The 13,072-nt window shown below is 65.2% G+C and carries 11 protein-coding genes and 1 pseudogene; 5 read left to right on the top strand and 7 right to left on the bottom strand.

Going from position 1 to position 13,072, the window contains the following annotated elements; genetic code table 11:
* Together alaS and ACK5IR_RS09620 are read left to right on the top strand one after the other, a co-directional pair.
* Nucleotides 1-2,128 (top strand): alanine--tRNA ligase (alaS, locus tag ACK5IR_RS09615; protein ID WP_416928291.1); only part of this gene is annotated, 2,128 nt, incomplete at its 5' end.
* 1 nt (nucleotide 2,129) lies between these two features.
* Nucleotides 2,130-2,417, top strand: coding sequence for a DUF1330 domain-containing protein (locus ACK5IR_RS09620; protein WP_416928293.1), 288 nt, complete (start codon nucleotides 2,130-2,132; stop codon nucleotides 2,415-2,417).
* A gap of 63 nt (nucleotides 2,418-2,480) precedes the next feature.
* Here the strand turns inward: ACK5IR_RS09620 and typA are convergent, their stop codons facing one another.
* Nucleotides 2,481-4,298: a translational GTPase TypA gene (typA, locus tag ACK5IR_RS09625; RefSeq protein WP_416928295.1), complete on the bottom strand. Its 1,818-nt coding sequence runs from the start codon at nucleotides 4,296-4,298 to the stop codon at nucleotides 2,481-2,483.
* A gap of 119 nt (nucleotides 4,299-4,417) precedes the next feature.
* A complete protein-coding gene (tyrS, locus tag ACK5IR_RS09630; RefSeq protein WP_416928297.1) occupies nucleotides 4,418-5,671 on the bottom strand; it encodes a tyrosine--tRNA ligase in 1,254 nt (417 codons plus the stop codon).
* A gap of 66 nt (nucleotides 5,672-5,737) precedes the next feature.
* On the opposite strand from tyrS, the gene ACK5IR_RS09635 reads away from it, so the two are divergent.
* Complete coding sequence (locus ACK5IR_RS09635; protein WP_416928299.1) at nucleotides 5,738-6,853, top strand: anhydro-N-acetylmuramic acid kinase; 1,116 nt, start codon at nucleotides 5,738-5,740, stop codon at nucleotides 6,851-6,853.
* 10 nt (nucleotides 6,854-6,863) lie between these two features.
* Here ACK5IR_RS09635 and ACK5IR_RS09640 read toward each other — a convergent pair whose 3' ends face one another.
* The 5 genes and pseudogenes from ACK5IR_RS09640 to ACK5IR_RS09660 all read right to left on the bottom strand — a co-directional run bounded on the left by ACK5IR_RS09640 (nucleotide 6,864) and on the right by ACK5IR_RS09660 (nucleotide 11,105).
* Nucleotides 6,864-7,289 carry a cupin domain-containing protein gene (locus ACK5IR_RS09640; RefSeq protein WP_416928309.1) on the bottom strand — a complete coding sequence of 142 codons (426 nt, stop codon included), beginning with the start codon at nucleotides 7,287-7,289 and terminating at the stop codon, nucleotides 6,864-6,866.
* Nucleotides 7,290-7,486: 197 nt separating this feature from the next.
* Nucleotides 7,487-8,761, bottom strand: coding sequence for a phosphopyruvate hydratase (eno, locus tag ACK5IR_RS09645; RefSeq protein ID WP_416928301.1), 1,275 nt, complete (start codon nucleotides 8,759-8,761; stop codon nucleotides 7,487-7,489).
* A 42-nt stretch (nucleotides 8,762-8,803) separates the two neighbouring features.
* Nucleotides 8,804-9,679: a DMT family transporter gene (locus tag ACK5IR_RS09650; RefSeq protein ID WP_416928303.1), complete on the bottom strand. Its 876-nt coding sequence runs from the start codon at nucleotides 9,677-9,679 to the stop codon at nucleotides 8,804-8,806.
* A 99-nt stretch (nucleotides 9,680-9,778) separates the two neighbouring features.
* Nucleotides 9,779-10,192: a Fur family transcriptional regulator gene (locus ACK5IR_RS09655; RefSeq protein ID WP_416928305.1), complete on the bottom strand. Its 414-nt coding sequence runs from the start codon at nucleotides 10,190-10,192 to the stop codon at nucleotides 9,779-9,781.
* Between the two features lie 73 nt (nucleotides 10,193-10,265).
* Nucleotides 10,266-11,105 (bottom strand): annotated as a pseudogene (locus ACK5IR_RS09660) (AAA family ATPase).
* A gap of 216 nt (nucleotides 11,106-11,321) precedes the next feature.
* Between ACK5IR_RS09660 and dksA the strand changes: the two are divergent.
* The gene (gene dksA, locus ACK5IR_RS09665; protein ID WP_416928311.1) at nucleotides 11,322-11,744 is read left to right on the top strand and encodes an RNA polymerase-binding protein DksA; all 423 of its coding nucleotides are present in this window, start codon (nucleotides 11,322-11,324) and stop codon (nucleotides 11,742-11,744) included.
* Nucleotides 11,745-11,832: 88 nt separating this feature from the next.
* Nucleotides 11,833-13,002 carry an FAD-dependent monooxygenase gene (locus tag ACK5IR_RS09670; RefSeq protein ID WP_416928307.1) on the top strand — a complete coding sequence of 390 codons (1,170 nt, stop codon included), beginning with the start codon at nucleotides 11,833-11,835 and terminating at the stop codon, nucleotides 13,000-13,002.
* Nucleotides 13,003-13,072 lie beyond the last annotated feature (70 nt).

Genomic DNA, 13,072 nt, shown 5'->3' on the forward strand with positions numbered 1-13,072 from the left:
TGACCACGGCGACCACATCTGGGGCGGCCCTCCGGGATCGCCCGACGAGGACGGCGACCGCTTCGTCGAGATCTGGAACCTCGTCTTCATGCAATACGAGCAGTTCGAGGATGGCCGCCGCGTCGAACTGCCCAGGAAATCGATCGATACCGGCATGGGAATCGAGCGTGTCGCGGCGCTGCTGCAGGGCACGAACGACAATTACGCCACCGATCTGATGCGGGCGCTGATCGAGGCGAGCGCACATGCGACCTCGACCGATCCTGACGGACCGGGGCGGACGCATCACCGGGTGATCGCCGACCACCTGCGTTCGACCTCGTTCCTGATCGCCGACGGGGTGATGCCCTCGAACGAGGGGCGCGGCTATGTCCTGCGGCGGATCATGCGGCGCGCGATGCGGCATGCGCATCTGCTCGGGGCGCGGGATCCGCTGATGTACCGCCTGGTTCCGGAACTGGTGCGGCAGATGGGTGGGGCCTATCCGGAGTTGCAGCGCGCCCAGCCGCTGATCGCTGAGACGCTGAAGAGCGAGGAAACCCGATTTCAGCAGACGCTCGACCGCGGGTTGCGTCTGCTTGACGAAGAGCTTTCCGGCCTCCCCGAAGGGGCCGAGTTGCCCGGAAGCGCGGCGTTCAGGCTCTACGATACCTTCGGCTTCCCGCTCGATCTGACGCAGGACGCGCTGCGCGAAAAGAACCGCAGTGTCGATATCGAGGGCTTCGACGCCGCGATGGCCGAGCAGAAAGCCAAGGCGCGCGCCGCCTGGGCGGGCAGCGGCGAGGCCAGGGATGCGACGATCTGGTTCGATCTGGCCGAGAAGTTCGGAACCACCGATTTTCTGGGCTACGACACCGAAAGCGCCGAGGGCCAGATCCTGGCGCTGGTGCGCGACGGGGCCGAGGTGAAAAAGGCCGCCTTCGGCGATACGGTGCAGGTGGTTTTCAACCAGACGCCGTTCTATGCCGAATCCGGTGGACAGGTGGGTGACACGGGCGTGCTGGTGACCGAGAGCGGCAAGGCGCGGATCACCGACACCAGAAAGGTGGCGGGTGTCTTCATCCATTTCGCCGATGTCGTCGCGGGCGAAATCGTGACCGGTAGCGGCGCTGAGCTTGTGGTCGATCACGCTCGCCGCGGCGCCATCCGGGCCAACCATTCGGCGACGCATCTGCTGCACGAGGCGCTTCGCGACCGGCTGGGCGATCATGTCGCGCAGCGCGGTTCGCTCAACGCGCCCGACAGGCTGCGGTTCGATTTCTCGCATGGCGCGGCGCTGACGGCCGAGGACCTATCGGAGGTCGAGGCCGAGGTAAACGGCTTCATCCGCCAGAACTCACCGGTCGAAACCCGCATCATGACCCCGGACGACGCCCGCGCGATCGGGGCACAGGCGCTTTTCGGCGAGAAATACGGCGACGAGGTGCGCGTGGTGTCGATGGGCCGTGCCGATAGCGGCAAGGGGGCCGATGGCCGGACCTGGTCGATCGAGCTTTGCGGCGGTACCCATGTCGGGCAGACCGGCGATATCGGCCTGTTTGTCGCGCTTGGCGACAGCGCTTCGAGTGCCGGGGTGCGCCGGATCGAAGCGCTGACCGGCGAGGCGGCGCGGCAGTATCTGGCTGGCCAGGATCGCCGGCTGAACGAGGTTGCCGCAGCGCTGAAGGCGCCGCAGGCCGAGATCGTCGAGCGGGTGCGCACGCTGGTCGACGAGCGCAAGGCAATGCAGAACGAGATCGCCCAGCTTCGGCGCGAGCTTGCGCTTGCCGCTGGCGGTACCTCCGCAGGGCCGGAAACGCGCCAGATCGCGGGTGTGCCCTTTCTTGCGCAGGTGCTTTCCGGAGTCAGCGCCCGGGATCTGCGCGGCCTGATCGACGAACAGAAGAACCGCATGGGCTCGGGTGTGGTGCTGCTGATCGCCGACACCGGTGGAAAGGCCGCAGTCGCGGCCGGTGTGACCGACGATCTGGTCAGCCGCGTTTCGGCCATCGATATCGCCAGAGCGGCGGTCGCCGAACTGGGTGGCGTCGGCGGCGGCGGCCGGCCCGACATGGCGCAGGGCGGCGGCAAGAGCATCGAGAACGCCGCAGCAGCGATCAGGGCGGCCGAAGCCGTGATAGGAGGATGAGATGCCCGCACTGTGGATAGCCCACGTCACCGTCACGGACGAGGAATCCTACATGAAATATGCCGCCCTCGCCAGCGAAGCGATTCGGGAGCACGGCGGCCGGTTCATCGCGCGCGGCGGCCGCTATGTCCAGCTCGAAGGGCGGGAGCGGCCGCGCAACGTGGTGGCGCGATTTCCCAGCGTCGAGGACGCCGAGAACTGCTATCGCTCCGATCTGTATCAGCAGGCGCTGTCGCATGCGCGCGGCGCATCCGAACGCGAGTTGCTGATCGTCGAGACGACGGAATAGCCCACCCGGACGCGGCGGGAAAAAGGCCGTTTCAAAGGGAGGCGGCCTGTTTGCTCTCCGGCATCACCCGGCGGCTCTGGCCTGTCGCTTGCGCTCGTGCGGGTCGAGGTGGCGCTTGCGCAGCCGGATCGCGTTTGGCGTGACCTCGACCAGTTCGTCGTCGTCGACATAGGCGATGGCCTCTTCGAGGCTCATCCGCACCGGGGGCGTCAGCCGCACCGCTTCGTCCGTGCCCGAGGCACGGATGTTGGTCAGCTTCTTGCCCTTGAGCGGGTTCACGTCGAGATCGTTGTCGCGGCTGTGTTCGCCGATGATCATGCCCTGATAGACCTGCTCCTGCGGGCCGATGAACATGCGGCCGCGTTCCTCGAGGTTCCACAGCGCATAGGCAACCGCGTCGCCCTGTTCCATCGAGATCAGAACCCCGGCGCGGCGCCCCGGGATCGGGCCCCTGTAGGGCGCCCAGGTGTAGAAGACGCGGTTCAGAACGCCGGTGCCGCGCGTGTCGGTCAGAAACTCGCCGTGATAACCGATCAGCCCGCGCGACGGGACATGCGCGATGATCCGTGTCTTGCCGGCGTTCTGGCGCATGTCGACCATCTCGCCCTTGCGCGGACCGGTCAGCTTTTCGATCACCGAACCGGCGAATTCGTCGTCCACGTCGACGGTCACTTCCTCGACGGGCTCCATCCGCGTGTCGTTCTCCTCGCGGAAAATGACCTGCGGACGCGAGACCGACAGTTCGAACCCCTCGCGGCGCATGTTCTCGATCAGAACGCCCATCTGCAATTCGCCGCGGCCGGCAACCTCGAAGGCCTCGCCGCCGGGCGTGTCGGTCACGCGGATGGCGACGTTGGTCTCGGCTTCCTTCATCAGCCGCTCGCGGATGACGCGCGACTGCACCTTTTTTCCGTCGCGCCCCGCCAGCGGGGAATCGTTGATCCCGAAGGTCACGCTGATCGTCGGCGGGTCGATCGGCTGGGCGGGCAGGGGGGCGTCGACCGCCAGCGCGCAGATCGTATCGGCGACAGTCGCTTTGGACATGCCGGCGAGCGTTATGATATCGCCGGCGATCGCCTGGTCGATATCCTGCATCGCAAGGCCCCGGAACGCCTGAATCCTTGACACGCGGAACTGCTCGATCTTCTGCCCGATGCGCGAAAGCGCCTGCACGGTCGCGCCCACCCTTATGGTGCCGGATTCGATGCGGCCGGTCAGCGTGCGCCCGATGAACGGATCGGCGCCCAGCGTGGTGGCGAGCATGCGGAAATCGTCGTCCTTGTGCTTCACCTGGCGCGGAGCGGGCACATGGTTGACGATCAGCTTGAACAGGGCGGACAGGTCCCTGCGCGGTCCGTTCAGTTCGGCATCCGCCCAGCCCGAGCGGCCCGAGGCGTAGAGATGCGGGAAATCGAGCTGATCCTCGTCGGCGTCGAGGCTGCCGAACAGGTCGAACACCTCGTCCAGCGCCCGGTCGGGTTCGGCATCGGGCTTGTCGACCTTGTTGAGCACGACGATCGGGCGCAGCCCCAGCGCCAGCGCCTTGGAGGTGACGAACTTGGTTTGCGGCATCGGCCCTTCGGCGGCGTCGACCAGCAGAACCACGCCATCGACCATGCTGAGGATACGTTCGACCTCGCCGCCGAAATCGGCATGGCCGGGCGTGTCGACGATATTGATCCGTGTTCCCTTCCACTCGACCGAGGTCGCCTTGGCCAGGATGGTGATGCCGCGCTCGCGTTCGAGATCGTTGCTGTCGAGCGCGCGTTCGGCAACCGACGGGTTTTCGCGGAAGGCGCCCGATTGCTTGAGCAATTCGTCCACCAGCGTCGTCTTGCCGTGGTCGACATGGGCAATGATGGCGATATTGCGCAATTCCATAAGGGCGTCCTTCGTGAATGTCGTGCGGGCGTTACCGTGCAGACGCAGAAAAGGCCAGCGCGAAAGCGCCCCTGTACGGTAGACAGGGCGAATGTCCGTGCCTGCCAGAGGCCGGCCGGTCAGCCGGCCAGCGTGATCAGCGCGTGGCGTTTCCGGCCGGCGGACAGCTTGATCGGCGCTGCGAGTGCGGCGGCGTCGATCATCAGGCCGGAATCGGTCAGCGGCGCATCGTCGATCCGGGCGCCGTTGTCGGCGATCAGGCGCTTGGCCTCCTTGCCCGATCGGGCAAGCCCCGAGCGGACAATAAGCTGGACGATGGAAATACCATCACCCACCTCGTCGGGGGTCAGCGTCAGCGTCGGCAGGTCATCTCCGATGCCACCTTTTTCGAAAACCGCGCGCGCGGTCGCCTCGGCGGCTTCGGCAGCTTCTTGCCCGTGCAGCAGCTCGGTGACCTGATTGGCCAGCAGGATCTTCGCCTCGTTAATCTCCGATCCCGCCAGCGCACCCAGCCGGTCGCACTCGTCGACCGGCAGTTCGGTGTAGAGCTTCAGGAACCGGCCCACATCGGCGTCGGTGGTATTGCGCCAGAACTGCCAGAACTCGTAGGGGCTGAGCATCTCGCCGTTGAGCCAGACCGCGCCGCCCTGGCTCTTGCCCATCTTGCGCCCGTCCGAGGTGGTCAGCAACGGCGAGGTCAGGCCGAAAATCTCGGTATCGAGCACCCGGCGGGTCAGGTCGATGCCGTTGACGATATTGCCCCACTGGTCCGAGCCACCCATCTGCAGCAGGCAGCCGTAGCGCCGGTTCAGTTCGAGAAAATCGTAGGCCTGAAGGATCATGTAGTTGAATTCGAGAAAACTCAGCGACTGCTCGCGGTCGAGCCGCGATTTCACGCTTTCGAACGACAGCATCCGGTTGACCGAAAAATGCCGCCCGATGTCGCGCAGGAAATCGAGGTAGTTCAGTTCGTCGAGCCATTCGGCATTGTTGAGCATCAGCGCCCCGTTCGGCGCGTCGGAATAGCTCAGGTAGCGGGCAAAGACCTGCTTCATGCCGGCGATATTGGCGTCGATCTGCTCGGGGCCGAGCAGCGGGCGCTCTTCCGAGCGGAAGGACGGATCGCCCACCTTGGTTGTGCCGCCGCCCATCAGGGTGATCGGTCTGTGACCGGTCTTTTGCAGCCAGCGCAGCATCATGACGTTGAGCAGATGCCCGACATGGAGCGAGGCCGCCGTGGCGTCGTAGCCGATATAGGCCGGCACCACCCCGGAAACGAGCGCATCGTCCAGCCCCTGCAGGTCGGTGCAATCGGCAAGGAACCCCCTTTCGATCATCGTTGCGATGAAGTCGGATTTCGGGTGGTAGGTCATCTGTCTTCGGTCCATTCTCGGGCTACAGGCGCCTGTCTAGCGGCGCAGGCAGCCGAGGGGAAGGGCATGTTGAAATCCGGTATGGTTCGGGCGCTCGGCACGATGTCGGGCACCTCGCTCGACGGTGTCGATGCCGCGGTGGTCGAAACCGATGGAGACCGGATCGAGGGTTTCGGGGAAACCGCCTATCGCCCCTATTCCGATGGCGAGCGGGCGGCGATCCGTTCCGCGCTTGGCCGCTGGCCGGGCGAGGAGCCGGTGGCGGTTGCGGCAGAGATCGTCGAGCGAGCCCATGCCGGAGTGATGGGTCGCTTTCGCGACGTCGATCTGGCCGGTTTTCACGGCCAGACTCTTGCGCACGATCCCGGCGGAAAAGGCACGCATCAGGCCGGCGACGGTCAGGCACTGGCTGAGGCGCTGGGGCTGCCGGTGGTCTGGGATTTCCGCAGCGAGGATGTTGCGCGTGGCGGGCAGGGGGCGCCGTTGGCCCCGGTCTGGCATTTTGCCCTGGCGCGCTGGATCGGGGCGAAGGCGCCGGTTGCCTTTCTCAATCTCGGCGGCGTGGGCAACCTGACCTGGGTCGATCCGCGCCTGGACCGGCCCGAGCGGCCCGGCGCCCTGCTGGCCTTCGATACCGGTCCGGCCAATGCGCCGCTGAACGATCTGCTTCACAAACGGCGCGGCGAGAGCTTTGACAGGGACGGGGCGCTGGCGGCGCGCGGCAGGGTGGACAGAGATATTCTGGGCAGGTTCTCGCGCCACGCATGGTTCGGCCGCGTTCCGCCGAAATCGCTCGACCGCGACGCGTTCGGCTTTCTCGACACCGAGGTCGCGGCGCTTTCCGATGCCGACGCGGCGGCAACCCTGACAGCCGCCACCGCCGTCGCCGTGGCGCGCGGGTCCGAACATTTTCCCCAACCGGTCGCGACGATTCTGGTCACCGGCGGCGGGCGCCATAACCCGGTGATGATGGAGCTGCTGCGCAAGGGGATGAAGTGCGCGGTCGTGCCGGTCGAATCCGTCGGGCTCGATGGGGACATGCTCGAGGCGCAGGCCTTTGCCTATCTGGCCGTGCGTGTGCAGCGCGGGCTTCCGACCTCGTTTCCGGCGACAACGGGGGTGCCCGGCCCGGTCTCGGGCGGCCGGGTTTCCGCGCCGCGCGGCGGCGTTTCGGCCGCCTGACCTGGCGCGGTCAGGCTACGGGAATATCGAATTCCTGCGGGGCGAGGGTGAACCCGTCGAACGAGAAACCGGGCGAAACGGTGCAGCCCGCCAGTGTCCATGCGCCGATGGGCCGGGCCGATTGCCAGTGGTTTCTGGCGATCACGATCTGCGGCGCCTGATTGGCGGCCAGGTTGGGGCCAAGGACATGTTCGCGTGCCGGGCCATCCGCGGTTTCGCTTACCGACAGGATCAGCGGCGATCCGGCGTAGAAATGCCAGATCTCGGTCGCGTCCACCCTGTGCCAGTGGCTGCGCTGTTCGCGCTCCAGAAGATAGTAGATCGCCGTGCCGGCCGAGCGGCCGCTTTCGGGGTCGTCGATCCAGGTCTGACGATACCAGCCGCCCTCCGGGTGACGTTCGAGGCCGAGGTGGAGGATGATCTGCGCGGGGAACATTTCCATTATTGGTCCGACTTTCGGGGATTGATGTTGCCGGGCGGCCGGCACGGCGGCAGGCAGGCGCCCCCTATGCCCGTTTCATCAGCGACAGAAGCGGAAGGTAGCACGCCGGGCTGCGGCTTACCCGCGCAGCGGCGGAACGGAAACGGCCCACCCGCAACTGGCGGATGGGCCGGAAAGGCTCTGACGGAACCTTATTTCAGGATCGACCTGCCGGCATAGATCGCCGATTCACCCAGCATTTCCTCGATACGGATAAGCTGGTTGTACTTCGCCAGACGGTCGGAACGCGACATCGAGCCGGTCTTGATCTGGCCACAGTTGGTTGCGACGGCCAGATCGGCGATGGTCGAATCCTCGGTTTCGCCCGAGCGGTGCGACATCACGCAGCTGTAGCGCGCGCGGTGCGCCATATCGACGGCGGCCAGCGTTTCGGTCAGCGTGCCGATCTGGTTCACCTTGACCAGCAACGAGTTGCCGACACCCTGACGGATGCCCTCGGCCAGACGGGCCGGGTTGGTGACGAACAGGTCGTCCCCGACAAGCTGGATACGGTCGCCGAGTGTGTCGGTCAGCAGTTTCCAGCCTTCCCAGTCGTCCTCCGAACAACCGTCCTCGATCGAGAAGATCGGGTAGTCGTTGCACAGCGCCTCGAGGTATTTGACGTTCTCGGCCGAGGTCAGCGACAGCCCTTCGCCCTTGAGCTCGTACTTGCCGTCCCTGAAATATTCGGTCGAGGCGGCATCGAGCGCCAGCACGATATCGTCGCCGGGCTTGTAGCCGGCGGTTTCGATGGATTTCAGAACGAAATCGAGCGCATCGCGGGTGGAACTGAGAGCGGGTGCAAAGCCGCCCTCGTCGCCGATCCCGGTGGCGTAGCCGGCGGCCGAAAGCTCTTTCTTCAGTGTGTGGAAGATTTCCGAACCCATGCGCACCGCGTCGTGGATCGAGCTTGCCGAGACGGGCATGATCATGAATTCCTGCACGTCGATCGGGTTGTCGGCATGCTCGCCCCCGTTGATGATATTCATCATCGGCACGGGAAGAACACGGGCGGCAGGGCCGCCGACATAGCGATAGAGCGGCTGGCCGGTGTATTCGGCGGCGGCCTTGGCGGTGGCGAGCGATACGCCGAGGATGGCGTTGGCGCCCAGACGGCCCTTGTTCTCGGTGCCGTCGAGTTCGATCATCGCCATGTCGACACCGATCTGGTCGAGCGCGTCGAAGCCCACCAGCGCCTCGGCGATTTCGCCGTTGACCGCGGCGACGGCCTGGCTCACGCCCTTGCCGCCGAACCGCGCCTTGTCTCCGTCGCGCTTTTCGACCGCCTCGTGAACGCCGGTGGAGGCGCCCGAGGGAACGGCGGCGCGCCCCATCGTGCCGTCTTCCAGCGTTACGTCGACCTCGACCGTCGGGTTGCCCCGGCTGTCGAGGATTTCACGTCCGTGAATGTCAATAATTGTGCTCATTACGACGGTCCTTTCCGTGCGGTCATTGAACTTGGGGCCCTCTTACCCCTGTAGGGCCCGGGTGAAAAGTGCGCGTTCCCGCGCAAGCGTGTAGAGCCCGGAGGCGATGATCAGCGCCGCTCCGGACAGGGTCATCAGGTCGGGGCGTTCGTGGAAGACGACGACACCGACGGCGAGCGCGAACAGAAGCCGGCTGTAGCGGAAGGGTGCCACCGCCGACAGATCGGCGATACGCACCGAAATCGTCAGCATGAAATAGCTGACGACGCCGATGGTCAGCGCCGCCGCGAGACCGCGCAGTTCCGGCATGCCCATTGGTTTTGCGCCGCCCGAAATCAACAGCATCGCGCCGCCCATCAGCACATAAGTGAAAAACCCCCAGGCCGAGACCTGAAGCGCCGAAACGGTCGGCGGGATCTTCGGCGTGGCGAGATCGCGCGCCGCAAGCCCGAATGCGCCCAGCACCGCATAGAGCATTGCCGGATCGAAGGTCTCGGCGCCCGGGCGGACGATCAGCAGCATCCCGGCGAAGCCGGCGGCGATCGCCAGCCAGCGCCGCCAGCCGACTGTCTCGCCCAGACACAGCGCCGCCCCGAGGGTGACGATCAGCGGCATCGACTGAAGGATCGCGGTGGCGGTTGCGATCGGGACCAGCGCCAGCGCGGTGACGAACCCGAAGGTCCCGACGATCTCGAACAGGTTGCGCAGGATCAGGGCGCCGTTGAGAAGCTCGCGGGAAAAGATGCTCTGGCGTTGCGAGAACGCCGCGACCGAGAAGATCACGAAGCCGCCGATGCCGATGAACAGCATGATCTGGCCGACCGGCAGCAATGCGGCGGTCTGCTTGATGAACATGTCCTCGAGCGCGAATCCGCCCATGCTCAGGATCATCAGGATCGCGCCGTGCAGGTTGTTCATCGGGGTTCCGGCATGTTCGGGTCTCGGCCTGTGTTCCTGCCTGCACTAGACCGGATGTTGGGCGATAACAAAGTGCCAAACCGCCGCTGCCGGCGATCTTCAGGCGCGTTTCAGGGGAACGCCGTAAAGCTCCAGCCGGTGCCCCATGAGGCGATAGCCGAGCCGCGCCGCGATACGTTCCTGCAACTCCTCGATCTCGGGGTCGCAGAACTCGATCACCTTGCCCGAGGTCATGTCGATCAGGTGGTCGTGATGATCGCGGTCCGCATCTTCGTAGCGCGCGCGGCCGTCGCCGAATTCCAGACGGTCGATGATGCCTGATTCCTCGAACAATTTGACCGTCCGGTAGACGGTGGCGATCGAAATCCTAGGGTCGCGGTCCGAGGCGCGGTTGTAAAGCTCCTCGACATCCGGGTGATCGCGGGAATCGCCCAGAACTTCGGCGATCACGCGACGCTGGCCGGTCATTCGCAGGCCTTTGGCCTCCAGCCGCTCCAGAATGGTCATGCTCATGTCGCTCGTCCCCGGTTTCGAGGGGCGAATCTAGCCGATGAACTCCCAAAGGAAAAGGCGCGCGGCGCCTGCCTCAGCGCTGCCGCCGCGCCAGAAAGGCGAGCCGCTCGAACAGGTGCACGTCCTGCTCGTTCTTCAGCAGCGCACCGTGCAGCCGGGGCAGGGCATCGGCCCCGCCGCGGCGCAGGTCCTCGGCATCCAGGTCTTCGGCCAGAAGCAGTTTCAGCCAGTCCAGCGCCTCGGAGGTGGAGGGCTTTTTCTTCAGCCCCTGCTGGTCGCGGATTTCATAGAACTGGGTCAGTGCCGTGGCCAGAAGCGCCTGCCTGATACCGGGGAAATGCACCTCGACGATCTGTTTCATCGTCTCGACATCGGGAAAGCGGATGTAGTGGAAAAAACAGCGGCGCAGGAAGGCGTCGGGCAGTTCCTTTTCGTTGTTCGAGGTGATGATGACGATGGGGCGATGAGTGGCGCGCACGGTTTGCCCGGTTTCGTAGACGTGGAATTCCATCCGGTCGAGTTACTTCAACAGATCGTTGGGAAAATCGATATCGACCTTGTCGATCTCGTCGATCAGCAGAACCACCTTGCCCGGGGCCGAAAACGCCTCCCACAGCTTGCCGCGCCGGATGTAGTTCGCCACGTCATGCACGCGTTCCTCGCCGAGCTGGCTGTCGCGCAGCCGGCTGACCGCGTCGTATTCATAGAGCCCCTGCTGGGCGCGGGTGGTCGATTTTATGTGCCATTCGATGATCGGCAGGCCCAGGGCCCCGGCCACCTGCCGGGCCAGTTCGGTCTTGCCGGTGCCGGGTTCGCCCTTGACCAGCAGCGGGCGTTCCAGCGTCACCGCCGCATTGACGGCGATCTTCAGGTCATCGGTTGCAATATAGGTTTCAGTCCCGGTAAATTTCATTTGTTTTCATTCCTTTGGAATGCGCTGTTCGAGTGACGCCCGGCCCGGTTTTCATCTACTCTGCCTGCGCTTTTTGCCCGTGACAACCCAAACTGCTTGGAGTAATCACCGCGCCAAGGGAGAAATAAGCCTGTGACCGATCGACCAGTGAACGAGAAAGTGCCTGTCAGCGGCCATACGCACCTGACGCAGGCTGAAGCGAAAGAGGGAGCGGTGATGAAACAGGAAAGCTTTCTTCCGAAGGACTACCATCCTGCCGAAGACGAACCTTTCATGAACGAGCGTCAGCTCGAGTATTTCCGACGCAAGCTGATGGTCTGGAAAGAGGACCTGCTGGCCGATAGCCGCGACACGATCGAAGGGCTTCAGGACAGTACCCGCAACATTCCCGACGTTGCCGACCGCGCCAGCGAAGAGACCGACCGTGCGCTTGAACTCAGGACGCGCGACCGTCAGCGCAAGCTGGTGGGCAAGATCGACGCCGCGCTGCGGCGGATCGAGAACGGCGAATACGGCTATTGCGAGGAGACCGGCGAGCCGATCTCGCTCAAGCGGCTCGACGCCCGGCCGATCGCGACGCTGAGCCTCGAAGCGCAGGAACGTCACGAACGCCGTGAAAAGGTGCATCGCGACGATTGATATCGGGTGTCCGGCCCGCAGGCCCCGCAGGGGAATAGTGTGAACGCGCCGGGATGCCTCCCGGCGTTTCCCATTCAGGAGTATCCAGATGAGCCTGACAGGGCAGGAAATTATCGTCCTCGGTGCCGGTATCGGCGGGCTGGCGGCGGCACGTGCGCTGGCGATGCGTGGTGCCAGGGTCGCCGTGATCGAGCGTGCGCCGGCAATCACCGAGGTAGGGGCCGGCATTCAGGTCTCGCCCAACGGCGGGGCGGTGCTGAACGCGCTGGGGCTGGGCGAAGCTTTCGGGAAGATATCGGTTTCCTCGCGGGGGGCGGTGCTGCGCGACTATCGGCACGGCGACGAGGTGCTGCGGCTCGATCTGGCGAAATACGGCCGCTTCGGTCTGGTGCATCGCGCCGATCTGATCGGCCTGCTCGAACAGGGCGCGCGCGACGCCGGGGTGGATATCCGGACCGGCCAGAACGTTTCGTCGGTCGACCTGTCGGGCGACAGGCCGGTTCTGAACATCGATGGTGGCGCGCCGGTCGAAGCGCCGCTTCTGGTAGGCGCGGACGGGCTGCATTCGCGGGTGCGCGCTGCGTTGCTGGGCCCCGAGACAGCGGTTTTCACCGGCAATATCGCCTGGCGTGCCCTGCTTCCTGTCGAACCCGGCGCTGTCCCGGACGAGGCGCAGGTCTTCATGGGACCGGGCAAGCACCTTGTCGCCTATCCGCTGCGCGATGGAACGGTTCTCAACCTTGTCGGCACGCAGGAACGCAAGGAATGGCTGGCCGAGGGCTGGAACCACAAGGGCGATCCCTTCGCCTTTCGCGAAATCTTCCGCGACTTCGGGCAGCCGGTGCGGGGCTGGCTGGAGAGGGTGGAAAACGTGATGGTCTGGGGGTTGTTCCGCCATCAGGTTGCGCCGCACTGGTATCGCTCGGGCGCCGCGTTGCTGGGGGATGCGGCGCATCCCACGCTGCCGTTCCTGGCGCAGGGGGCCTGCATGGCGCTGGAAGATGCGTGGGTTCTGGCGGAATCGCTGGCTGAAGCCGGCAGCACCGATGCGGCAATGGCCCGTTACCAGACGCTGCGCAAACCGCGCTGCAGGCGGATCGTCGATGCGGCAACCGCAAATGCCCGCAACTATCACCTGCGCAGCGCTCCGGTCCGGATGGTCGCCCATACCGGGCTGCGGCTGATCCAGAAGGCATCGCCCCGTTTCATGGCCGACAGGTTCGCCTGGCTCTATACCTGTGACGTGACGGCGCGCTAGCCGGACCGGTCGTCGCGGGCGAGCGGGTGATGCTCCAGCACCAGCTTCTTCAGACGTTCGTCCAGAACAT

It is taken from the genome of Tropicimonas sp. (assembly GCF_047971885.1).
Taxonomy (GTDB): domain Bacteria; phylum Pseudomonadota; class Alphaproteobacteria; order Rhodobacterales; family Rhodobacteraceae; genus Tropicimonas.

Coding starts and splice junctions, on each gene's coding strand:
- ACK5IR_RS09640 (WP_416928309.1), bottom strand. CDS start 7,289: ATGTTCCCCGCGCAGATCATCCTCCACCTCGGCCTCGAACGTCACCCG.
- ACK5IR_RS09635 (WP_416928299.1), top strand. CDS start 5,738: ATGTTGAAATCCGGTATGGTTCGGGCGCTCGGCACGATGTCGGGCACC.
- ACK5IR_RS09620 (WP_416928293.1), top strand. CDS start 2,130: ATGCCCGCACTGTGGATAGCCCACGTCACCGTCACGGACGAGGAATCC.
- ACK5IR_RS09650 (WP_416928303.1), bottom strand. CDS start 9,679: ATGAACAACCTGCACGGCGCGATCCTGATGATCCTGAGCATGGGCGGA.
- tyrS (WP_416928297.1), bottom strand. CDS start 5,671: ATGACCTACCACCCGAAATCCGACTTCATCGCAACGATGATCGAAAGG.
- typA (WP_416928295.1), bottom strand. CDS start 4,298: ATGGAATTGCGCAATATCGCCATCATTGCCCATGTCGACCACGGCAAG.
- dksA (WP_416928311.1), top strand. CDS start 11,322: ATGAAACAGGAAAGCTTTCTTCCGAAGGACTACCATCCTGCCGAAGAC.
- ACK5IR_RS09670 (WP_416928307.1), top strand. CDS start 11,833: ATGAGCCTGACAGGGCAGGAAATTATCGTCCTCGGTGCCGGTATCGGC.
- ACK5IR_RS09655 (WP_416928305.1), bottom strand. CDS start 10,192: ATGAGCATGACCATTCTGGAGCGGCTGGAGGCCAAAGGCCTGCGAATG.
- eno (WP_416928301.1), bottom strand. CDS start 8,761: ATGAGCACAATTATTGACATTCACGGACGTGAAATCCTCGACAGCCGG.